Source organism: Actinacidiphila glaucinigra (assembly GCF_900188405.1).
In the GTDB taxonomy this organism is placed as follows: domain Bacteria; phylum Actinomycetota; class Actinomycetes; order Streptomycetales; family Streptomycetaceae; genus Actinacidiphila; species Actinacidiphila glaucinigra.
The window spans coordinates 44,599-65,837 of the sequence record NZ_FZOF01000014.1 but is presented as its reverse complement, the minus strand read 5'-3'; the positions used below and the strand labels follow the sequence as shown (position 1 = coordinate 65,837).

17 protein-coding genes and 1 pseudogene are annotated in these 21,239 nt (G+C 73.2%); 8 read left to right on the top strand and 10 right to left on the bottom strand.

Annotated elements, in window-relative coordinates; all coding sequences use genetic code 11:
- Positions 1 to 46 precede the first annotated feature (46 nt).
- Entirely contained in the window at positions 47 to 1,450 is a 1,404-nt protein-coding gene (locus tag CHF15_RS25340; protein ID WP_089226186.1) for a GntP family permease, read from the bottom strand.
- A gap of 62 nt (positions 1,451 to 1,512) precedes the next feature.
- Positions 1,513 to 1,986 carry a gluconokinase gene (locus CHF15_RS25335; RefSeq protein ID WP_089226290.1) on the bottom strand — a complete coding sequence of 158 codons (474 nt, stop codon included), beginning with the start codon at positions 1,984 to 1,986 and terminating at the stop codon, positions 1,513 to 1,515.
- A 190-nt stretch (positions 1,987 to 2,176) separates the two neighbouring features.
- Here CHF15_RS25335 and CHF15_RS25330 point away from each other — a divergent pair, with 190 nt between their 5' ends.
- Complete coding sequence (locus tag CHF15_RS25330; RefSeq protein WP_089226185.1) at positions 2,177 to 2,884, top strand: FadR/GntR family transcriptional regulator; 708 nt, start codon at positions 2,177 to 2,179, stop codon at positions 2,882 to 2,884.
- A gap of 51 nt (positions 2,885 to 2,935) precedes the next feature.
- On the opposite strand, the gene CHF15_RS25325 is transcribed toward CHF15_RS25330, so the two are convergent.
- Positions 2,936 to 3,472 (bottom strand): AAA family ATPase, encoded by a 537-nt coding sequence (locus tag CHF15_RS25325; protein WP_089226184.1) that lies wholly within the window; start codon positions 3,470 to 3,472, stop codon positions 2,936 to 2,938.
- Between the two features lie 154 nt (positions 3,473 to 3,626).
- Here CHF15_RS25325 and CHF15_RS25320 point away from each other — a divergent pair, with 154 nt between their 5' ends.
- Positions 3,627 to 4,622 (top strand): hypothetical protein, encoded by a 996-nt coding sequence (locus tag CHF15_RS25320; protein ID WP_089226183.1) that lies wholly within the window; start codon positions 3,627 to 3,629, stop codon positions 4,620 to 4,622.
- Here CHF15_RS25320 and CHF15_RS25315 read toward each other — a convergent pair.
- From CHF15_RS25315 to CHF15_RS25305, 3 genes are all read right to left on the bottom strand, one after another.
- Complete coding sequence (locus tag CHF15_RS25315; protein WP_089226182.1) at positions 4,565 to 5,023, bottom strand: MarR family winged helix-turn-helix transcriptional regulator; 459 nt, start codon at positions 5,021 to 5,023, stop codon at positions 4,565 to 4,567. The genes CHF15_RS25320 and CHF15_RS25315 overlap by 58 nt on opposite strands.
- Before the next feature lie 68 nt (positions 5,024 to 5,091).
- Entirely contained in the window at positions 5,092 to 5,427 is a 336-nt protein-coding gene (locus CHF15_RS25310) for a DUF202 domain-containing protein (RefSeq protein WP_089226289.1), read from the bottom strand.
- Positions 5,427 to 5,831 (bottom strand): YidH family protein, encoded by a 405-nt coding sequence (locus CHF15_RS25305; RefSeq protein WP_245939036.1) that lies wholly within the window; start codon positions 5,829 to 5,831, stop codon positions 5,427 to 5,429. The genes CHF15_RS25310 and CHF15_RS25305 overlap by 1 nt, the downstream gene beginning before the upstream one ends.
- Before the next feature lie 112 nt (positions 5,832 to 5,943).
- Between CHF15_RS25305 and CHF15_RS25300 the strand changes: the two genes are divergently transcribed.
- The gene (locus CHF15_RS25300; RefSeq protein WP_089226181.1) at positions 5,944 to 6,519 is read left to right on the top strand and encodes a TetR/AcrR family transcriptional regulator; all 576 of its coding nucleotides are present in this window, start codon (positions 5,944 to 5,946) and stop codon (positions 6,517 to 6,519) included.
- Positions 6,520 to 6,602: 83 nt separating this feature from the next.
- Positions 6,603 to 7,373, top strand: a pseudogene (locus CHF15_RS25295) (DUF817 domain-containing protein); the annotation flags it as partial.
- Here the strand turns inward: CHF15_RS25295 and CHF15_RS45495 are convergent.
- The gene (locus tag CHF15_RS45495) at positions 7,324 to 7,860 is read right to left on the bottom strand and encodes an NUDIX hydrolase (RefSeq protein WP_220093331.1); all 537 of its coding nucleotides are present in this window, start codon (positions 7,858 to 7,860) and stop codon (positions 7,324 to 7,326) included. The pseudogene CHF15_RS25295 and the gene CHF15_RS45495 overlap by 50 nt on opposite strands.
- Positions 7,861 to 7,991: 131 nt before the next feature.
- Between CHF15_RS45495 and CHF15_RS25285 the strand changes: the two genes are divergently transcribed.
- The 4 genes from CHF15_RS25285 (at position 7,992) to CHF15_RS25270 (ending at position 13,723) form a co-directional block, all read left to right on the top strand.
- Positions 7,992 to 9,368, top strand: coding sequence for a cytochrome P450 (locus CHF15_RS25285; RefSeq protein ID WP_089226178.1), 1,377 nt, complete (start codon positions 7,992 to 7,994; stop codon positions 9,366 to 9,368).
- 193 nt (positions 9,369 to 9,561) lie between these two features.
- Positions 9,562 to 10,923 carry an NAD(P)/FAD-dependent oxidoreductase gene (locus CHF15_RS25280; RefSeq protein ID WP_089226177.1) on the top strand — a complete coding sequence of 454 codons (1,362 nt, stop codon included), beginning with the start codon at positions 9,562 to 9,564 and terminating at the stop codon, positions 10,921 to 10,923.
- Between the two features lie 66 nt (positions 10,924 to 10,989).
- Entirely contained in the window at positions 10,990 to 12,747 is a 1,758-nt protein-coding gene (locus tag CHF15_RS25275; protein WP_107418566.1) for an acyclic terpene utilization AtuA family protein, read from the top strand.
- 7 nt (positions 12,748 to 12,754) lie between these two features.
- Positions 12,755 to 13,723 (top strand): pirin family protein, encoded by a 969-nt coding sequence (locus tag CHF15_RS25270; RefSeq protein ID WP_089226176.1) that lies wholly within the window; start codon positions 12,755 to 12,757, stop codon positions 13,721 to 13,723.
- 170 nt (positions 13,724 to 13,893) lie between these two features.
- Here CHF15_RS25270 and CHF15_RS25265 read toward each other — a convergent pair whose 3' ends face one another.
- From CHF15_RS25265 to CHF15_RS25255, 3 genes are all read right to left on the bottom strand, one after another.
- Positions 13,894 to 17,724, bottom strand: coding sequence for a S8 family serine peptidase (locus CHF15_RS25265; protein ID WP_179279957.1), 3,831 nt, complete (start codon positions 17,722 to 17,724; stop codon positions 13,894 to 13,896).
- Positions 17,725 to 18,325: 601 nt separating this feature from the next.
- Positions 18,326 to 19,804 carry a pyridoxal phosphate-dependent decarboxylase family protein gene (locus tag CHF15_RS25260; protein ID WP_089226175.1) on the bottom strand — a complete coding sequence of 493 codons (1,479 nt, stop codon included), beginning with the start codon at positions 19,802 to 19,804 and terminating at the stop codon, positions 18,326 to 18,328.
- Positions 19,794 to 21,212, bottom strand: coding sequence for an MFS transporter (locus tag CHF15_RS25255; RefSeq protein WP_089226174.1), 1,419 nt, complete (start codon positions 21,210 to 21,212; stop codon positions 19,794 to 19,796). Before CHF15_RS25255 ends, CHF15_RS25260 begins: the two co-directional genes overlap by 11 nt.
- Between the last annotated feature and the right edge of the window lie 27 nt (positions 21,213 to 21,239).

Sequence of the window (21,239 nt, the reverse complement as noted above, 5' to 3'; positions counted from 1 at the left end):
GAACGTACCAGGGAAGGGCGTACGGGCGACGAAGCGGGGGCGTCGCCTACAAGACGAGCGAGAGCAGCAGGACGAAGACGATCCCGACGACGGAGATCACGGTCTCCATGGCGGACCAGGACTTCAGGGTCTGCGGGACGTCCATCCCGAAGTACTCCTTCACCAGCCAGAAGCCCGCGTCGTTGACGTGCGAGAAGAACAGCGAACCGGCGCCGACGGCGAGCACCAGCAGCGAGGCGTGCGTGGGGGTCATGCCCTCGGCCAGCGGTGCGACCAGGCCCGCGGCGGAGATGGTGGCCACGGTGGCGGAGCCGGTCGCGACCCGGATGAGGACGGCGATCAGCCAGGCCAGGAGCAGTGGCGAGATGTTCCAGCCGTCCGACCAGCCGAGGATCATGTTGCCGATACCGGCGTCGATGAGGGTCTGCTTGAAGCCGCCGCCCGCGCCGACGATCAGCAGGATGCCGGCGATCGGGCCGAGGGACTTCTCCACCGTCGTGGAGATCCGCTCCTTGGTGAAGCCGGCCGCCCTGCCCAGGGTGAACATGCCCAGGACCACGGCTGCCAGCAGGGCGATCAGCGGCGAGCCGATGACGTCGAAGACCCGGAAGGCCAGGCTGTTCTGGTCGTCGACGAGGACGTCCACCAGCGCCTTGCCGAGCATCAGCACCACCGGCAGCAGCATCGTGGCCACCGTGGCGGTGAAGCCCGGACGCTTCTCCAGGTCGTCCGAGGCCCGGGTGGGGGTGAGGTGCTCGGGCGGGGCGACCTTCACCCAGCGGTCGGCGAACCGCCCGAAGAGCGGGCCGGCTATCGCGACGGTGGGCAGCGCGACGAGCACGCCGAGCGCGAGGGTGGTGCCGAGGTCGGCGTGGATGGAGTCGATCGCGGCGAGCGGGCCGGGGTGCGGCGGCACCAGGCCGTGCATCACGGACAGACCGGCCAGCGCCGGGACGCCGATCCGGATCAGGGAGTGGTTGCCGCGCCGGGCCACCAGCAGCACGACCGGGATCAGCAGCACGATGCCGACCTCGAAGAAGAGCGGGAGCCCGATCAGGGCGGCGATGAGCGCCATCGCCCACGGCAGCCGCCGTTCGCTCGTCCGGGCGAGGACCGTGTCGACGATCTGGTCGGCGCCGCCGGAGTCGGCGAGCAGTTTTCCGAGGATCGCGCCGAGCGCGATGAGGACGCCCACACCCGCGACGGTCGTGCCGAGGCCGGTGGTGAAACTGGCGATGGTCTTGGCGAGGGGCGCGCCCGCGACGGCACCGAGGACTCCGGTGCCGATGGTGAGCGCGAGGAAGGCGTGCATCTTCCAGCGGGTGATCAGCAGGACGATCACCGCGATGCCGGCGAGCGCGGCCACCGCGAGCTGGGTGTCGCCCGCGCTGGTGATCGGTTCCGTCGCCGCGGGGGCCGCGGCCAGCAACTCGGCGCTGAGTGCAGACACGTTCTACTCCGTGGGGGGAGGGGGTGGGGGGACGGTGCGTGGGGGGAGGGGGGAAGCCGGGCTCAGCGTGCGAGCGCGGCCAGAGCGCGTTCGGTGATCTGGTGGGGGCCGCCGTCGATCGCGACGACGGCACCGGCCTCGTCGGACTCCAGCGGTTCGAGCGCCTCGAACTGCGAGCGCAGCAGGCCGGCGGGCATGAAGTGCTGCATCCGCGCCGCCAGGCGCGAGGCGATCAGCTCCTCGGACCCGTCGAGGTGGACGAAGAACAGCCCGGGGGTGTCCCGCCGGAGCCGGTCACGGTAGCGGCGCCGCAGTGCCGAGCAGCTGACCACGCCGCCGCGGTCGCCGCGCTCGACGATCCATGCCGCGATGGCGTCCAGCCAGGGCGCCCGGTCCTCGTCGTCCAGCGGGTGCCCGGCCGACATCTTGGCGATGTTGGCGGGCGGGTGGAAGTCGTCCGCCTCGGCGTAGGGGACGTCCAGCCGCTCGGCGAGCAGCCCCCCGACGGTGGACTTGCCCGAGCCGGACACGCCCATCACCACCACCAGGGGGTGGTGCGGGCCCTCCGGGCCTGCCTCGGTCACCACGGGTACCTCCTCGTGCGCGTGCCTGGCTCTGCTTCGTGACCGACCCAGGAAACGCCATAGGTACTACTTATTCAAGGGCCCGAAATGAAATCGTCATACGAAGCGATTCCCGCATAGGCTGTCGCCCATGGATCGGCCCATGGATCGGCAGGGAGAGCACGGCGGCCTGCACGCCCGTGTCCTGGCGGAACTCGGCCCCGCCATCGCCTCGGGCGCGCACCCGCCCGGCACGGTGCTGCGCATCGACGAGCTGGAGCGGCGGTACGGCGTCTCCCGCACCGTCGTCCGTGAGGCCGTACGCGTCCTGGAGGCCATGCACCTCGTCGAGTCGCGGCGCCGGGTCGGCATCACGGTGCGCCGCACCGAGGAGTGGAACGTCTTCGACCCGGCCGTCATCCGCTGGCGCCTCGCCGGCGCGGACCGGCCCCGGCAACTGCGTTCGCTCACCATGCTCAGGACCGCCGTCGAGCCCGTGGCCGCCGGTCTGGCGGCGGTGGCGGCGACCCCGGAGCAGTGCCGCGAACTGACCGTCCTCGCCGCCGAGATGGCCGCCGCCGGGCGGGCCGCGGACCTCGACGAGTACCTGGTGCACGACGTGGCCTTCCACCGCGTGATGCTCACCGCCTCCGGCAACGAGATGTTCGCCCGCCTCGGCGAGGTCGTCGCGGAGGTGCTGACCGGGCGCACCGAGCACCACGTCATGTTCAGCGCCCCCGACCCCGAGGCGGTCACCCTCCACGTCCGCGTCGCCGAGGCCGTGCGCGCCCGCGACGCGCGGTCCGCGGAGCGCCTGATGCGCGAGATCTGCGTCGGCGCGCTGCGCGAACTCGACGTCCTGGCCCCCTGACCGCGCCCCTCCGCACGACCGTGCCGTGCCGTGCCGGGGTGGGGGCACGGGTCAGCCGGTGGGTCCGGCGTGGCGGAGGATCGCGTCCACGGTCTCCGCCGGGGTCTGGCGGGAGGTGTCCAGCCAGAGGCCGATCCGCGGGGTGCCCGCCCGCAGGGCGCGGTCGAGGTCGGTGGGCGTCCACGCGCCGTAGGCGCGCTTCTTCCGGCCGGCCTCGCGGGCCGCGATCGCCTCGGGGGAGGGGACGAGTACCACGACGTGCAGCGGCCGGGTGCGCAACAGGGCGATCGTGCGCGGCAGTTCGTCACCGAGGATGACGTCCTGCAGGACGGGGGTGAACCCGGACGCCGCGTACGCGTCCGCACTCGCCGCCGCCAGGGAGTGCCGCAGCCGCAGTTGCCGCAACGCCTCCTCCGTCAGCCCCGCGACGTCCCCCGTGCCGTCGCCGGGCAGCGCCTCGGCCCGCCCGCCGACGATCATCCGCCGGAACGCGTCGCCCCGGACGTGCGCCGAGCGGGGCAGCCGCTCGGCCAGTGCCTGCGCCACGGTCGACTTCCCCGACGCGGGGATCCCGGTGATCAGGAACATCGCTCGCACCTCACCGCGTGTGCCCTTTCCCTCACCCCGCCGGGCACCGCGCGGCGCCCAGAGCGACTCTATGTTCGAGACACGTCAAGCGGAACGTTTCGGCGGACCGAAAACCAGGTGACCGGCGCGGAGTCGGGATGCTGCACTGGGGATCATGACGACCACACCGGCGGCCGCGCCGCCCCAGCCGTACCGCTGGGCGCTGTCGCGAGCCCGGGGAGGAGCGCCGCCGGACCGGCTGGGCACCCTGACGGAGGGCGCCGCGCGCCCCGCTCTGTGGTACCTGCCCGAACTGACCGTGTGCACGGGGAAGGTGCTCGCCCGCTCGGGCGGCGCCGACCTCTGCTTCGTCGGCCGCTCCCTGGACAGCATGTACGACCTGCTGACCGGCGCCTTCGAGGGCTCCTCCCGGGAGGGGCGGCTGCTGCGCCTGCCGCTGTCGCTGCGCCTGCGCCCGCATCCGCCGCTCGCGCACAGGGCCCGGCTGCGCGAACACCTCGCCGCGGCCGGACTCGCGCCGCACGCCCTGGCCCGCCGTACCCGTCCGGTGGCACTGGTCGACCTGGTCGCGGGGGGCGGCACCTACGACACACTGTTCGCCGCCCTCGCGGACTGGGTGCGCGAGAGCCGCGAGCCGTGGCCGGTGATCCGCCGCAAGCTGCGCTTCGTGGGGGTCACCCACCGCCGGCGGACCAGCCCGAACACCTGGCGCTGGCAGCAGAACACTGCGGGCGGCTGGGCGCGGTCCCTGCCGTCGGGGCACGTCGCCGGGGTGTCCCTGCACCCGGGGGTGTGGTCGTACTTCGGCGACCGACAGGCCAAGCTGCAGCCGTCCTTCCCGCCGCCGCGCTGGTTCGACGCGTACGCCGCGGAACCCTGGCGCGGACCGGACCTCCCCGCGGCGCTGGCCGAGTCGCTGGCCCTGGTCGAGGCGGGACGCGGCCGGCCGGTGCGCGGGGAGCTGGTGCGGGTGATCGCGCGGGAGCCCGGTTTCGCGGACCGCGAGGTCCGCGCGCTCGTCGCCCCGCTGCGCGGCCTGGCGCCCTCCCGCTCCCGTCCCGGTGCCGTTTCCCGCGGCCGGTCCGGCTCGCGTCAGCGCTCCTTGCCGCGGGCCTCCATGACCGGGCGCAGCCGCTCCAGCAGCGCGTAGAGGGCCGCCTGCTCGCCCTCGTCCAGGGTGTCCAGCGCCCCGTGGGTGGCCTGCATCTCGTCGCGGACGCGGCGGATGGTCTCGCGCCCGAGGTCGGTGGCCACGACGTTCTTGACCCGGCGGTCGGCGGCGCTGACCTCGCGGCGGACGAAGCCGTGCGCCTCGAGCCGGTCGACGATCCCGGTGACGTTGGACGCGTCGCACACCAGCCGCTCGGCCAGGCCGCGCATGGGCACCGGTCCGCCCAGCTGGGCGAGCACCTTGGCCTGCATGGAGGTCAGCCCGTGCCGGGCGGCAGCGGCGGCGAAGTCCTGCCACTGGGCGGTGCCGATGGCGGCGAGCAGCTCCAGCAGTTCGATCTTGGTGGGCTGCGTGGTCGTCGCGGCGGTCGGGGCGCTCATGTCTGCGAGTGTACTCAAAAGCTTGAGATGGTAAATCATTACCTTGATGTCTTCAAGCGTCAACGCCCTCAGCGCGGGCCGAGGAAGACCAGCAGCGCGCCCGCGACGGCCAGCACCACCACGCACAGCACCGCCCAGGCCGCCGTCCCCGCCGTCATCGCGGCGGGCCGTGCCGAGCCCAGGGCGGCGATCCGCCGCTGGGTGGCGACGGTGAACGCCAGCCATGCCAGCGCGCAGAGCGACAGCCCCAGCAGTCCGGCCGGCGACACCCCGTGCAGCAGCGCCTCGCGCCCGGCCAGCAGCGCCGCCACCGCGAAGGCCAGCGTGGTGCGCCGCCAGGCCAGCCGGGTCCGCTCCGGCTGCAGCCCCGGATCCCGGGGCGTGTCCCCGCCCGGGGCGGTCATCAGCCCGCCCACCCCAGCACCGCCGTGAGCAGCATCGCCACCGCCACCAGGGCCACCAGTACGGCCAGCAGGGCCGGGAAGCGCGAGACCGGCAGATCCTCCCCGCGCCGCATCGCCCGCTCGGAGCGCACCCAGTGGTTCACCGCGCGGACGGCGCACATCGCGCCGCCGACCACCAGCACCACCGCGAGCGTCACCCGGACCGGGCGGCGCAGGTCCCGGAGGAACTGGTCGACCGCGAAGCCGCCGCCGACCAGCGCGAGCGCGGTGCGCAGCCAGGCGAGGAAGGTCCGCTCGTTGGCGAGCGAGAAGCGGTAGTCGGGCGTCGTCCCCTCGGCCCGCACCCGTGCCGGGGCGAACCACAGGGCGACCGCCCCGGCCGCGGCCCGCACATGCTTGATCACGGCCCCACAGTACCGAGCGGCCTGCGGCCGGGCGCGCCGTGGGCGACCCGTGAGGCCGGGGCTCGCGGGAGCCATAGTGTATCAATTGATCCAGAAATGGTATGCTCGCGCCATGGCGCGCACCAGGGAGTTCGACCTCGACCAGGCCCTCGACCGTGCGATGGACCTGTTCTGGCGCCGCGGCTACGCGGCGACGTCCCTCCAGGACCTGCTGACCGAGCTCTCCATCGGCAGCGGCAGCCTGTACGCGGCCTTCGGCTCCAAGGACAAGCTCTACGCCCGCGCCCTGGAACGCTACTGCTCCCAGTACGCCGGCGGACTCATCGAACTGCTGCAGAACGCGGACGAGATCCGCCCCGTCGTCCGTGCCGCGCTGACGCAGATGGTCGAGGCCGACCTGGAGGACCCGGAACGCGGCTGCCTGCTGGTCAACGCCGCCACCGAGCGCGGAGACGACCCCGGCACCGTGGACCGCGTCGCGATCACTATGCGCCTGCTGGAGTCCTCCCTCGCGGCGGCGCTGGAGAAGGCGAAGGCCCGCGGGGAGCTGCCCGCCGACAAGGAACCGGTGGCACTCGCCCGCTTCCTCACCACCTTCGTCCAGGGCCTGCGCGTCGTCGGCCGGGCCCGCCTCGGCAGGGCCTTCGTCGAGGACGCCGTCGACACCGCCCTGCGCTCCCTGGACTGACCCCCCGCCCGGCCCGAACCCGCCCGTGACCAAGGCGGAACCGGGGCGGAACCGGAGCGGCGCCCCAGGGTGTCCCCCTCCCCATGGGACCGATCGTCACCGGAATCCGCGGACTCCTGCTCTTCGGCTGGACGGAGGCGCGCTGCTGCGCATTCGCCGTCGCGCTGATGGCGGGCGTGGCGGGCTCGCGGCTGCTGCCCCCGCTGCCCGTCGCCCGCTACGACCTGCTGCTCTGCTACGGAGTGGCGCTCAGCGCGCTGTTCTGGGCCTGCGGCTGGGAGCGCGGCCGCGACGTCGCCGTCATCGCGGTGTGCCACGCCGTCGGGCTGCTCTTCGAACTCGTCAAGGTGCACCTGGGCTCCTGGAGCTACCCCGAACCCGCGCTCACCAAGTTCGGCGGCGTCCCGCTGTACGGGGGCTTCCTCTACGCCGCCGTCGGCAGTTACGTGTGCGCCGCCTGGCGGCTGTTCGAACTGGGCCTGACCGGCTACCGCCGACGGGCCATGACGATCCTGGCCGCGGCGGTGTACCTCAACTTCTTCACCCACCACTGGCTGCCCGACGCGCGGTGGCTGCTGGCCGTCCTGCTGCTGTGGGCCACCGCCGGCACCTGGGTGCACTTCACGGTCGACGGGGCGCGCCTGCGGATGCCGCTGGCGCTCTCCTTCGTCCTCATCGGCTTCTTCCTGTGGGTCGCGGAGAACGCCGCGACCTACGTGGGCGCCTGGCGCTACCCCGACCAGGAGCACGGCTGGGTGCCGGTCTCCCTCGCCAAGTTCGGCGCCTGGGCGCTGCTGATCAGCGTCACCTTCGTCGTCGCCAGTCGCGCAGCCGCTCCCAGGCCTCCAGGCCGTCCGGCACCCATTCCCGCTCCGGCAGGAGGCGTTCCAGCTCCTCCTCCGTCACGAAGTCGTGCCAGGCGACCTCCTCGGCCTGCGGCGCGACCGGCAGGTCGCAGCGCACCTCGTACACCCGGGACCACCAGGTGTGACCCGCCGCCGCCCCCGTCCCCTCGTAGAGAAAGCTGAACAGCGGCGTCGGACGCGGCAGACCGGACACCCCCAGCTCCTCCTCCGCCTCGCGCAGCGCCGCGTCGTCGTACGCCTCGCCCGCGCCCACCACACCGCCCACGAACATGTCGTGGAGCGAGGGGAAGACCAGCTTCCGCGCGGTACGGCGGTGCACGAACACGCGCCCCTCGCCGTCCCTGGCCAGGATGAAGACGCAGCGGTGACGCAGGCCGCGCGCGGTAGCCTCACCGCGCGTCGTCCGGCCGACCACCCGGTCCCGCTCGTCCACGATGTCCAGCAGCTCGTCCGCCGAGCGCGGAGCGTCCTCCATGGTGCCTCCCGTCCTCCGGGGCCCGTGGTGCCCGTGGTGTCCGTCGCGCCCCATGATCGGCCCCGAGGCGGGTTCCGGCCAAGCTCCCCGGCTCGGCCCCGTCGCCGGCGCACCGCGCGCAGAATCGAACCATGACGACCGCTCACACGAAGGTGCCGGGCCCGGCGGGCGCACCGCTGCTCGGGTCGATGCTCGACCTGCTGCGCGATCCCCTCGGCACCTACGAGAGCGCGCGGCGCGACCACGGCGACCTCGTCCGCTTCACCGTCGGCCCGCCGGGGCTGCGCGCCGAGGTGCACGCGGTGTTCTCGCCCGAGGGCGCCCAGCAGGTGCTGGCGACCGAGGCGGCCGGCTTCCGCAAGGACAACGCGTTCTACGAGGAGGTCCGGCTGTCCCTCGGCAACGGGCTCCTCACCAGCCAGGACGCCGACTACCAGCGGCAGCGCAGGCTGCTGCAGCCGCTGTTCACCCCGCGCCGCGTCGACGGCTACGCGACCGCCGTCACCACCGAGGCGACCGCCCTCGCCGCGGCCTGGCACGCCGCGCCCGGCGGCACCGTCGACGTCCTGGAGGAGATGCACGGCCTCACCCTCCGCACGATCGCCCGCGTGCTGTTCGGCGGCGCCGTGGAACCGGCCGTGGAGACCGTCGGCCGCTGCATGCCGGTCGTCAACGACCACGTCCGGCGGCGCGGCTTCGCCCCGGTGCGGACGCCCCGCGACTGGCCGACCCCCGGCAACCGGCGGGCGGCGGCCGCCACCGCCGAGCTGTACGCGGTCTGCGACGAGATCATCGAGCGGCGCCGCGCGGAGGGCGGCGACGGCCAGGACCTGCTCTCCCTGCTCGCCTCGGCCCGGGACGAGGACGGCCGCCCCCTGGACCCCGCCGAGATCCGCGACCAGGTACTGATCTTCCTGCTCGCCGGGCACGAGACGACCGCCACCTCGCTCGCCTTCGCCCTCCACCTGCTCGCCCGTCACCCCGAAACGCAGTCCCGGGCCAGGGACGAGATCGACCGCGTCCTCGGCGGACGCGTCCCGGGCGCCGCGGACCTCGACGCCCTGCCCCACCTCACGGCGGTCCTCAAGGAGGCCATGCGCCTCTACCCGGCCGCGCCCGTCATCGGGCGCCGCTCGGTCGCGGCCACCCGCATCGGCGGCCTCCCCGTCCCGGCCGGCGCCGACGTCATCGTCGTCCCCTGGGTGATCCACCGCCACCCCGGCCACTGGACGGAGCCCGACCGCTTCGACCCCGGCCGCTTCACCCCGCAGGCGGAGGCCGCCCGCCACCGCTACGCCTGGCTGCCCTTCGGCGGCGGCCCCCGTGCCTGCATCGGCAAGCACTTCTCCCTGCTGGAGTCCGTGCTCGCCCTCGCCGTCCTGCTGCGCGGCCACGAACTGACCGCCGTCGACCAGGACGTACCGCTCGGCGCCGGCATCACCCTCCAGGCCCGCGGACCGGCCCGCTGCCGCGTCACGCCCCGGGCCCGGGTGCGACCGGCGGGCTGACCCGCGTCCGGTGCCCCGGGCCGGTCCCGCCGAACCCTTCATCCGCGCACGCCGGGGCCGGTAGCGTGCCGCTCGATGCCGGCTCCCGCTCCGTTCGCGCCGCGACGAGGCGTGTGCGAGCGTGGCCGGAGGCGTATCCGCACACGCCGCGGGTAGGGAATCGGGCCCCGAACGGTCCTACGGGAGGCGAGTGATGAAGCGACCCAGGATCCTGGTCGTCGGCGGCGGCTTCGCGGGCATGGAGTGCGTGCACCGGCTGGAGCGGCGGCTGGCCCAGGACGAGGCCGAGATCACCCTGGTCACGCCCTGGAGCCACCAGCTCTACCTGCCCCTGCTCCCGCATGTCGCCGCCGGCGTGCTCACCCCGCAGGCGGTAGCCGTCCCGCTGCGCCGCATGGTGCACCGCAGCGAGGTCATACCCGGGCGGGCGATCGGGGTCGACCCGGCCGCCAAGGCCGTCGTCATCAAGAAGATCACCGACGAGGAGCTCGTCAGGGAGTACGACTACCTCGTGCTGGCCCCCGGCAGTGTGACCCGCACCTTCGACATCCCGGGCCTGACCGAGTACGGCCGCGGTATGAAGACCCTGGCCGAGGCGGCCTACATCCGCGACCACGTCATCGCACAGCTGGACCTGGCGTCCGCAACGACGGACCAGGCCGAGCGGGAGTCGCGGCTGCAGTTCGTCGTCGTCGGCGGCGGCTACGCCGGCACCGAGACGGCCGCCGTCCTGCAGCGGCTGACCACGGCGGCGGTCAAGCGCTACCCGCGCCTCGACCCGGCCCTCATCAAGTGGCACCTGATCGACATCGCGCCCCGCCTGATGCCCGAACTCGGCGAGAAGCTCGGGCTGAAGGCGATGCAGATCGTCAGCGAGCGCGGGGTGGAGGTCTCGCTCGGCGTGTCCGTCGCCGAGGTCACCCCCGACACCGTGACCTTCACCGACGGGCGCAAGCTGCCCTGCCGCACCCTCATCTGGACGGCCGGCGTCGTCTCCAGCCCCCTGGTGACCACCCTCGGCACCGAGACCGTCAAGGGCCGGCTCGTCACCGACCCCGAGATGTGCATCCCCGGCGCCGACGGGGTCTTCGCCCTCGGCGACTCGGCCGCCGTCCCCGACCTCGACGTGGGCGGCGGTGCGGTCTGCCCGCCCACCGCCCAGCACGCCATGCGGCAGGGCAAGGCCGTCGCCGAGAACGTGGTCGCGGCGCTGCGCGGCCGCCCCCTCCAGCCGTACCGGCACCGGGACCTCGGCCTGGTGGTGGACCTCGGCGGGGTCGAGGCGGTCTCCAAGCCCCTCGGCATCCCGCTCAGCGGCCTCCCCGCCCAGGTCGTCGCCCGCGGCTACCACCTCGGCGCGCTGCGCACCTTCCCCGCCCGCTTCCGCGCCGCGGCGGGCTGGTTCCTCAACGCCGTCGCCGGGGACGACTTCGTCCGCACCGGGTTCCAGGCCCGCAGGCCGGCCGCGCTGAAGGACTTCGAGGTCACCGACATCTACCTCTCGCCCGAGGAGATCCGCCGCCACGTCGAGTCGCTGCGCGCGACGGCCGCCTGAGCCCGCACACGAGCACCACCCACCACCACCCACATCTGAACACCGACACCGCTGACGGCGAGGGACATGACCCAGCGACGTGAGACCCTGCGCATCGCCAACTGCTCCGGCTTCTACGGCGACCGCCTGTCGGCCGCCCGCGAGATGGTCGAGGGCGGCCCGATCGACGTACTGACCGGCGACTACCTCGCCGAGCTGACGATGCTGCTGCTCTGGAAGGCCCGGCAGCGCGACCCCGAGGCGGGCTACGCCCTCTCCTTCCTCGCGCAGATGGGCGACGTCCTGGGAACCTGCCTGGACCGCGGCATCAAGATCGTCGTCAACGCGGGCGGGCTCAACCCCGCCGGGCTGGCCGGCAAACTCCGCGAACTGGCCGCCCTGGCGGGGCTGAACCCGTCGGTCGCCCACCTGGAGGGCGACGACCTGCTCGACCGGCTGCCCCAACTCCAGGGCGAGGGCCACCCGTTCGCCCACCTCTCCAGTGGCCTCCCGCTCGCCGACGCGGGCGTGCGCCCGCTCACCGCCAACGCCTACCTCGGCGCCTGGGGCATCACCGAGGCCCTGCGCGCCGGGGCCGACGTCGTCATCTGCGGCCGCGTCACCGACGCCTCCCTCGTCGTCGGCCCCGCCGCGTGGGCGTTCGACTGGGCCACGGACGACTGGGACCGGCTCGCCGGTGCGGTCACCGCCGGGCACATCATCGAGTGCGGCGCCCAGGCCACCGGCGGCAACTACTCCTTCTTCACCGAGATCGAGCGGCCCGTGCGCCCCGGATTCCCCATCGCCGAGCTGCGGCCCGACGGCTCCAGCGTCATCACCAAGCACGAGGGCACCGCGGGAGCGGTCACCGTCGACACCGTCACCGCCCAACTGCTGTACGAGATCGACCGCCCCGCCTACCTCAACCCCGACGTCGTCACCCGCTTCGACACCGTGACCCTGCAACAGCAGGGCCCCGACCGCGTCCTGGTCAGCGGGGCCCGGGGCGAACCCGCCCCGGACACCCTCAAGGTGTGCCTCAACCACCACGGCGGCTACCGCAATTCGGCCACCTTCGTGCTCAGCGGCCCCGACATCGAGGCCAAGGCCCGGTTCGCCGAGGCGTCCCTGCTCGACGCGACCGGCGGCCCGGCCGGCTTCGGGACGTACGACCTGCGCACCGAGCCCACCGCCACCGGCGCCCGGCTCACCCTCACCGTCAAGGACCCCGACAAGGACAAGGTCGGCCGCGCCCTGTTCGGCGCCGTCGTCGGAACGGGCCTGTCCACCGCGCCCGGACTGCACATGGAGCACTTCTCGCCCAGGCCCACCGAGTACGGCGTGCACTGGCCGGCCCTCGTCCCCGCCGCCCTGGTCCACCCCGAGGTCGTGCTCCAGGACGGCACCCGCATCCCCGTGCCGCGCCCGCCCGCCACGTCCGTACGCGTCCCCGCGCAGCCCCCGGCCCCGCCCGGGCGGCCGGCCGAGGGCCCCACCGTGCGCGCCCCGCTGGGCCTGCTCGTCGGCGCCCGCTCCGGCGACAAGGGCGGCGACGCCAACGTCGGTCTGTGGGCCCGCGACGACGCCGCCTACGGCTGGCTGCGCGACTGGCTCGACGTCGAACGGCTGCGCGCGCTGCTGCCGGAAGCCGCGAAACTCCCCGTCAGCCGCTACGAGCTGCCCAACCTGCGCGCCCTGAACTTCGTCCTGCACGGCCTGCTCGGCGAGGGCGTCGCCGCCTCCACGCGCCCCGACCCGCAGGCCAAGGGACTCGGCGAGTACCTGCGCGGGCTGGAGGCCGACATCCCCGCGGTGCTCGTCCCCGGGCAGCGCCGCGAGGCATGATCGCGCCATGAGCAACCTCGATGTCCATCCGGCGCCCGCCACGTGCGGCGGGCGCGAGGACGTGTCCGCCAAACCCGTCCACGACCTGCTCACCGGACGCCTCGTGCCGCTCGGCGAGAGCACCGCCGTACGGCGCCTGCTGCCCAACCTCGGCCGCCGCATGGTCGGCGCCTGGTGCTTCGTCGACCACTACGGTCCCGACGACATCGCCGACCAGCCCGGCATGCAGGTGCCCCCGCACCCGCACATCGGACTGCAGACCGTCAGCTGGCTGCACGAGGGCGAGGTGCTGCACCGCGACACCCTCGGCAGCCTGCGGACCGTGCGCCCGCGGGAACTGGGCCTGATGACCTCGGGCCGGGGCATCGCCCACTCCGAGGAGTCCCCGCGCGAGCACGCCCGCCTCCTGCACGGCGCCCAGCTGTGGGTCGCCCTCCCGGAGGCCGCACGGCACGGGGACCCCGCCTTCGAGCACCACGCCGACCTGCCGGTGCTGCGGGGCGGGGGCGGCCTCACCGCCACGGTGATCCTCGGCGCGCTGGACGGCGCGGCCTCGCCCGGCACCGTGCACACGCCCATCGTCGGCGCCGACCTCGCCCTGGCCGCGGGCACCGACGTGACGCTGCCGCTGGAGCGGGACTTCGAGTACGCGGTGCTGTCGATGTCCGGGCGGGCCGACGTGGACGGCGTGCCCGTGGAGGCCGGTTCGATGCTCTACCTGGGCTGCGGCCGGACCGGACTGCCGCTGCGCGCGGACTCCGACGCGGGCCTGATGCTGCTGGGCGGCGAGCCGTTCGAGGAGAAGCTCGTCATGTGGTGGAACTTCGTCGCCCGCAGCGGCGAGGAGATCGCCCGCGCCCGCGAGGAGTGGAACTCCGGGAGCGCCTTCGGCACCGTGCACGGCTACGACGGCGACCGCCTCCTGGCCCCGGAACTCCCCGCGACACCCCTGAAGCCCCGCGGCCGCGAACGCTGACGCGCCGCGCGGCGCGCCGGTTGCGGCGCGCCGCACGACCGGCATGGATGTGCGGAGCCGGAACCCACGTGACCGCCGCCCACGCGTTCCTCTCCGGACGACACCGGTCCTCAAGAGGCGGGTGCCGGGGGACTGGCCCCTGGCACCCGCCGGATCGGTCGGAGGAGTGTTCAGCCGAGTCGGTAGGCGCGTTCCACGGTCTGCCGGACCGTGTTGCCGGCCTTGTCGGTGGCGGTGACGCGCAGGGTCACGTACGCGTTCTTGCTCCGGTCACCGGGTCGCTCGATGGTGGCGGTGAACCGGTTGTGGCCGTGGTCCTTGACGCGGATCCGCCCGTTCCAGCTTTCGCCGTCGTCGAAGGAGGCCTCGACCTTCAACTTGACCCCGGTGGGGGTGGCGAGTCCGTCTTGGTTCCTGACGGTCAGGTCGAGGTCGTGCCGCTTCCCGCCGCGGACGGTGTTGTCCAGGTCGGCGGGGACGCCGTAGTCGACCTGGAGCAGCGGCAGCAGCGTTTCCTTCGCCGTGGTGTCCGAACGGAAGGTCCAGGACGTGGAGGTCCTGGTGCCGGTCCGCCAGAACTCGGTCTCGCGGGAGGTCGTCAGATCCAGGCGGTAGTCGGCCGCTCCGGCCGGGACGGAGAACTTCCTCCAGGCGTCCGCGGCCTCACTGACCTTCTTGCCGTCGCGGTAGAGGACCGCCGCCACCGTATCGCCCTGGAGATAGGACGGATCGTTCTCCGATGCACGCGTTCCGGCACCCGCGCCGATGCCACCCCCTGCGGGAGGAACCTGCTTGCGGCCCCAGTGACCGGCCACCGCGTCGGTGTACTCCGGGATCGACAGGCTGAGAGTGTCACCGTTGCGGACGGCGGGACGGTTCCAGCCGCGCGGGATGGACGGCCGTACCACGGCCTTGTACCACTGTTCGGTGGCCTTCTCACCTGTCGTGAAAGTGCGAGGGGCGTCGTTCAGGCCCGCCAGCAGTGGACCGCCGTAGTACAGCTCCGGTCCGGTCATGAAATCGGCGTAGTGCATCCACTGCGTGTCGCCGGACGTGACGTACTCCGTGCGGGGCTTGCCGGTCGGCACCCATCGCGAGGTCTCCCAGGCGACCCTGGTGTAGGGGCGCCAGCTGAAGCGCTGCTCGGCGGTCCAGCGCAGCGGGCCGTTGTTGGCGTAGGCGGCCTTGACCTGCGCGGTGTTGCGATCCGAGACGGTGTACGTCACGTCCTTCGGGATGTACTGCTGCCAGTTTGCCGCGATGTCGTACAGGTACGGGCTCTCGACCGTCCCGGAGATGTCGATGACGGCCTTGTGGGTCTTCATGTACCGCAGCAGATTGCCGCCGTCGGTGGCGGTCGTTCTCACCACGGGGATGGCGGTGCGGGTGTTCATCGGCTTCCAGCGGGTCCAGGCAAGGTGCCCCGCGGGCATGACGATCATGACGCCCTTCGCGCCCGCCTTCGCCGCGGTCTCCGCGAGTTCGTGTTCGCCGGACCCGGACTCGTCGCGGATCACGGCCAGCTTGCCGCGCACGTGGGCGGGGCGGAGGTCCGGCTCGTCCCGCGTCCCCGCGTCCACGGCGACCAACTGCTCACCCCGGGGATCGAACGGAGTGGACTGCTTGGCGTAGAACGACTCGAGGCCGAAGTCCGTGCCGCGGACCTCGGTCCGGATCTGGGGGGCAGTCATCTCCCAGCGGGAGTTGAACTCGAACTCGCCCTCGGTGACCTTGGACGTGGGGGTCACGTACAGGTCGACGTTGCCGTTGCCGTCCTCGTAGTAGATGCCGAGGGTCTGGTCGACGCCGTCGATCTTCCGGTACGTCTGGTAGGTCAGGTTGTTCTGTCGCTCGGCGGGCTTGGGGGTGCGCACCCGCACCTGCTTCGCCTTGCGCGCGTCCAGGGTGACGGTCGTGTTCTTGGTGATCTTTACCTCGGGGTTGACGACCTGGTACAGCTGAACGCCGGAGGCACCTCCGCCGCCGTACAGCAGCGTGCCGGCGAACTGGTAGGTGCCCTCCTCGACCTGGGCGACGCCCGTGTCGGTGAACTGGACCTCGGTGTCGCCTCCGAAGACGTCCAGCAGGGCCCAGGCCGTTAGTTCCCCGTCCGGGCCGCGGGAATCGATCGTGACCTGATGCATCGGCGCGCGGACCCACAGGCTGAGCGTGGTGTGGACCGACGCACCGTCGGCTGACGTGGCGGTGACGTAACCGTAGTAGGAGCCACGGGCAGCCTTCGAGGGGTCGACGCCGACCGGGACCTCGACGGTCGCGCCGGGGGCGACGCGGACGGTGTCCGCACCCAGCGTCAGTGCCTGTGCGGGGAGTTCCTTGCCGCCCTTGGCCGTCAGCGCGGCCCGCAGCTTCAGCGACACCTCGTCGCCGGAGTGGTTGGTGTAGCGGACCACGCCGGCCTGCCGCACCCGCGAACCGTCCGTTTCGTACCGGCCCAGGTTGATCGTGCCGGTGGCGGTGACCGGGGAGGTGAAGGCGGCCTTGACGTCCGCGCGGCCGCCGCCCTGCTCGGTAGGCACCTGCCCGGACACCGTGTGGGAGGTGCTGATCAGCGCGTCCTTGAGCTGCTCACTCGTCCAGCTCGGGTGCTGCCCGGCCAGCAGCGCCGCCGCACCGGCCACATGAGGCGTGGCCATCGACGTGCCGCTGGCGGCGACGTAGTGGTCGTCGACCGGAACGCCCATGGTCGTGCCGGCGGCGCGCGCGGCGACGATCCCGACACCGGGAGCCGTGATGTCCGGCTTGGTGGCCCTGTCGCCGTAACGGGGACCGCGGCTGGAGAAGGAGGCCAGTGAGTCGTCGCGATCCACGGCGCCGACGGTCAGGGCGGCATCGGCCGCACCCGGCGAGCCCACCGTCTTCTCACCCATCTCACCGGCATTGCCCGCGGCGACGACGAACAACGCGCCGCTGCTGCGGGAGATCTCGTTCACCGCCAGGCTCATGGGGTCGGTGCCGTCGGTCTGCATGTCCGAGCCCAGACTCATGTTGACGACCCTGGCACCCTGCGCCGCGGCCCACTCCATGCCCTCGATGACCTGGGACTCGCTGCCGAAGCCGTCGTCGCCGAGGACCTTGCCGATCAGCAGGTCGGCGCTGGGCGCGACACCCTTGCGCAGGCCCGCGGAGGCCGCTCCGCTGCCGGCGGCGGTGGCGGCCACATGCGTACCGTGGCCGAAGCGGTCCTGGGTCGAACCGCTGCCGCTGAAGTCCTTGGCCACGCTGACCCGGCCCGCCAGGTCCGGGTGCGCCTGGTCGGCGCCGGTGTCCAGGACCGCGACCTTGACGCCCTCGCCGTGGAAACCGGCCGCCCACGCGGCCGGCGCGTTGATCTGCGCGGTGCTGCGGTCCAGCGTCGGACGCACCTTGTGGTCCAGCCAGATCTTCGGGGTGGCGGCCGCCGCACCTGCCGCGGACGCACCTGCCGCAGGCGCCAACTTTCGCCAGAACGCGGCGAGATCGTCGTCACTCACGCGCAGCGCCTGGGCGTCGATGCTCGGCAACTGCCGCGGCTCGGCCGATTCGTCGTGGAACTCGGCGAGTACGTCCGCCTTCTTGGCGGCCTTACGCGCGGAGCCCTTGGGTGCGGAGACGATCAGGGGCAGGGCGTCGGCGTGTGCCTCGTCGTATCCCTCGTTCACCAGGCCCGCGACGTCGAAGAGCCCCGAGTCCAGCCGTCCCGAACGAACCAGCATCGCCGCGTCGGAGGGCAGCACCGTCAGGGTGTCGCCCTTCTCGGTGATCTGGAAGAAGACCTTGTCACGGCCCGGCGCGCGCTGCACCGAGGCCGTCTTCTTGCCGTTCGGCGCGTCGCTGACGGTGACCCGGTCGCCGGTGATCAGCCGCACGGTGACCGGCCGGTGCTGCGGCGCCGGTGTACGTACCGCGGCGTCCGTCGGGACCTGGGCGGTGGCGGGCGTGATCACACCCGCCACCGCCATCGCCGACGTCGATATCGCCGCCCACAGGCGGATCTGTTTCATTGGTGTCGCTGTCCCCTCTGACATCCCGGCATTCATGTTGGGCGTCTGAATGTGAACGTCATGGCGCATCGCTGTTGAACCCGACCGCGTCGTCGGTGTTGAAACTGCGGGACGAGTTCGTGGAGGGCCACCCCCTCGCACCATTGCGACCGCGTCCGCGGAGCGTGCAGGAAGGTGACGCTCATGCAGTCGGCGTCAACGCCGCCGCCAGGGAGTTCGCGTTATGAGCAAACCCCCTGTACAGGCGCCGTTCACAAGCCCTTCGGAATCATCCGTTGTGAGAAAGGGGCCTGTCACCGAATCGCCATGGCACAACGTGGCCATGTCCCAATGGCGACACGGAATCTTTATGGCGGCGCGCGGTGAACCCGAGGCGGTGGTACGAGAATGCCAGAAGTCGGCGCTGAGATTCTATGATTCCGAAGTGCTCGCCTGATTCAATCAGCGAGGACGGCGGGGCAGATATATGCCTCGCCCAGTCTCCGCGTTTCACACCGCGCGCCCGGTATTGAAGGCGGGTATTTCGCGAGGCCGATTCCGGGAAACGGGGTCCATTCGGCGAACGGTGCGAACCGCCGGAGCCCCGCTGCCGCGCGCGTCGTCAGACGTGGAAGACCGCCCCGACGAACTCCGTCAGCAGTCGCTCCTTGAGCGGGACGGGCAGCGCGTCCAGGAGCGCCAGCACCGGGGCCATCCGGCGCGGCAGCGCGGTGCCCCCGCCCATACCGGCGAAGGCCAGTACCGCCTCCACCTCCTCCGGCCCCAGGGTGTCCGGGTCGAGCCCGGCCGCGAACTCCGCGATCGCCGGGTCCACCGCCACCGGTTCCAGGGCGCGCGCCGCCTTCAGTGCGGCGACCAGGTCGGTGAGGAGGGCGTCGACCAGCCCGGCCGCCGCGGGGGTCAGAGTCAGGTGCAGGTTGGGCGGCAGCCCGTCGAAGGACAGCTGCGGCTGCAGGTACCAGCCGCGTTCGCGCATCTCGTCGGCGAGGTGGAGCAGCAGGCTCAGGTCCGGCGCGCCGTCGGCGCCGAGCAGGGTGAACGCGACGAGCCCGGCCTGCGGATCGCCGAGCACCCGCACCCCCTCGACGGCACGCAGCCCCGGCAGCAGCCGGTCGGCGGCCGCGGCCGTGCGCTCGGCGAGCGCCCGGTAGCCGTCCTCGCCGATGTGCCGCTGCACGGCCCACGCCTGGGCGAGCAGGCCCGCCGACTTGGTGCCCTGCACGGTGGGGTTGACCACGGGGTAGCCCGGCCAGCCCGCGTGCGCGAAGTACTGGTGGCGGCGGAGCGCGGCGTCCCGGTAGAGCACCACGGAGGCGCCCTTGTCGGCGTACCCGTACTTGTGCAGGTCCACCGAGAGCGAGGTCACCCCGGGCACCGACAGGTCGAAGTCCGGCACGTCCCGCCCGGCGCGCCGCAGGTAGGGCAGGAGCCAGCCGCCGATGCAGGCATCGACGTGGCACAGCACACCGCGGCCGGCCGCCGCGGCGGCGATCTCCGCGACCGGGTCGACCACCCCGTGGGCGTACGAGGGCGCCGAGGCCACCACCAGCGCCGTGCGTTCGGTGATCGCGGCCGCCGTCGCCGCCGCGTCGGCCCGCAGCGTGTCCCGGTCCACCGGCACCACCACGGCCTCCAGGCCCAGGTAGGCGGCGGCCTTGTGGAAGGCGGCGTGCGCGGTGGAGGGCAGGACCAGCTGGGGCGCGGTCACCCCGCGCACCGCGCGGGCGTGGTCCCGGGCGGTCTTCACGGCCAGCAGGATCGACTCGGTGCCGCCGCTGGTGAAGGTGCCCTGGGCGCCGGGCGTGCCCAGCAGCGCCACGGCGGCGGCGACCAGGTCGTTCTCCAGCCGCGCGACGCTGGGGAAGACCGTCATGTCCAGCCCGTTGACGGTGGCGAACTCCGTGTACGCCGAAGCGGCCAGCTCGTCGACGCCGGACAGCCCGGAGTCGTAGACGTACGCGAAGGTGCGGCCGCCGCGCGTGGGGGCGTCCTGCGCGCGCAGCTCGGCCAGCCGCGCCAGCACCTCGCCGGCGGGGCGGCCCTGCGGGAGGGCGGGAGAGGGAACGGGCTCACTGGGCATGGTCGTCGGTGTCCTCGGGCGGGTCGGTACGGGCGGGGGTCTGCGGGGCGGGACCGGCGGGGTCCTCCCGGTAGCGGTGGAGCAGCCACAGGCTCGCGGCGGCGAGCACCGCGGGCAGCACGCTCATACCGGCGTTGATGCCGGTCAGGGCCGAGTCCGGCTGGTCGGCGTGGTGCGCGGCGTCCGAGGAGCGGAACCCGCTCACCGCCAGCACCACTGCGAACGCCCCGGCGCCCAGCGCGAACGCCAGCGTCTCGGCCGCCGTCCACAGCCCCGTGAAGGTGGCCGCCCGCCGCCGCCCCGTGCGGACCGCGTCCGCGGCCAGGGTGTCGGCGAGCATCGTCAGCGGCAGCAACTGCAGCCCCGCGTAGGCGATCCCGACGGCCGCGACCGCCGGGTAGCCCAGGCCCGGCCCCGCGTACGGGGTGAGGGCCAGCAGGGCGGCGGCGACGACGAAGAGCAGCGAGGCGCACCACTGCGCGTACTTCACGCCGCGCGCCCGGGCCAGCCGGTTCCACAGCGGCATCACCAGCACCAGCGGGCCGATCATGCAGACGAACAGCGGGGTGACGGCACCGGCCGCGCCGAGGGTGTACGTCGCGTAGTACTGCACCCCGGCCAGCATGATCCCCACGGCGAGCGCCTGCAGCGTCCACATCCCCACCAGGAAGAGGAACGGCCGGTTGTCCCGGGCCGTCGCCAACTGCGCCCGCAGCGACGGTTCCGGCTCGCTGCGGGCGACCGACGGGGCGCGCCGGGTGAAGTGCCAGGCGCCCAGCATCCCGGCCAGCAGCAGCACCGCCACGACCGCCCCCATCACCCGGTAGCTCGCGGGGGTGTCGCCGTTCTCGTGGGCGACCGCCGGTGCCAGTGCCCCCGACAGCAGGATCGCCACCCCGAGGAACCCCACGCGCCAGCCCAGCACCCGGGCGCGCTCGTCCGGGTCCTCCGTCATCTCCGCGGGCATCGTCACGTACGGCACCTGGAAGACGGCGTAGGCGGTGGCGGCCAGCAGGAAGAACACCGCCACGTAGGCCGCGGCCGCGGCCCCGCGCAGCGGCGGCGCCGCGAAGACCAGCGCGAACAGCGGCGGCAGCGTCAGCGCCCCGGCCAGCAGGAACGGCCGTCGCGAACCGCCCTGCAGCCGGCTGCGGTCGGCGGCCGCGCCCACCAGGGGGTTGATCAGCACGTCCCACGCCTTGGGGAGGAAGACGGCCGCGCCCGCCACGGCCGCCGGGACGGCCAGCACATCGGTGAGGTAGTAGAGCAGGATCAGCCCCGGCACCGTGCCGAAGGTGCCGGTGCCCAGCGACCCCAGGCCGTAGCCGATCCGCACCTGCCGGGGCAGCGGCGGTGCGGACGCACGGCCGGCGTCCTCGGAGGGTGCGGAGGGCAGCGTCTCGGACATGGCTCCCCTGCGGGTCCGGGTCGTCTC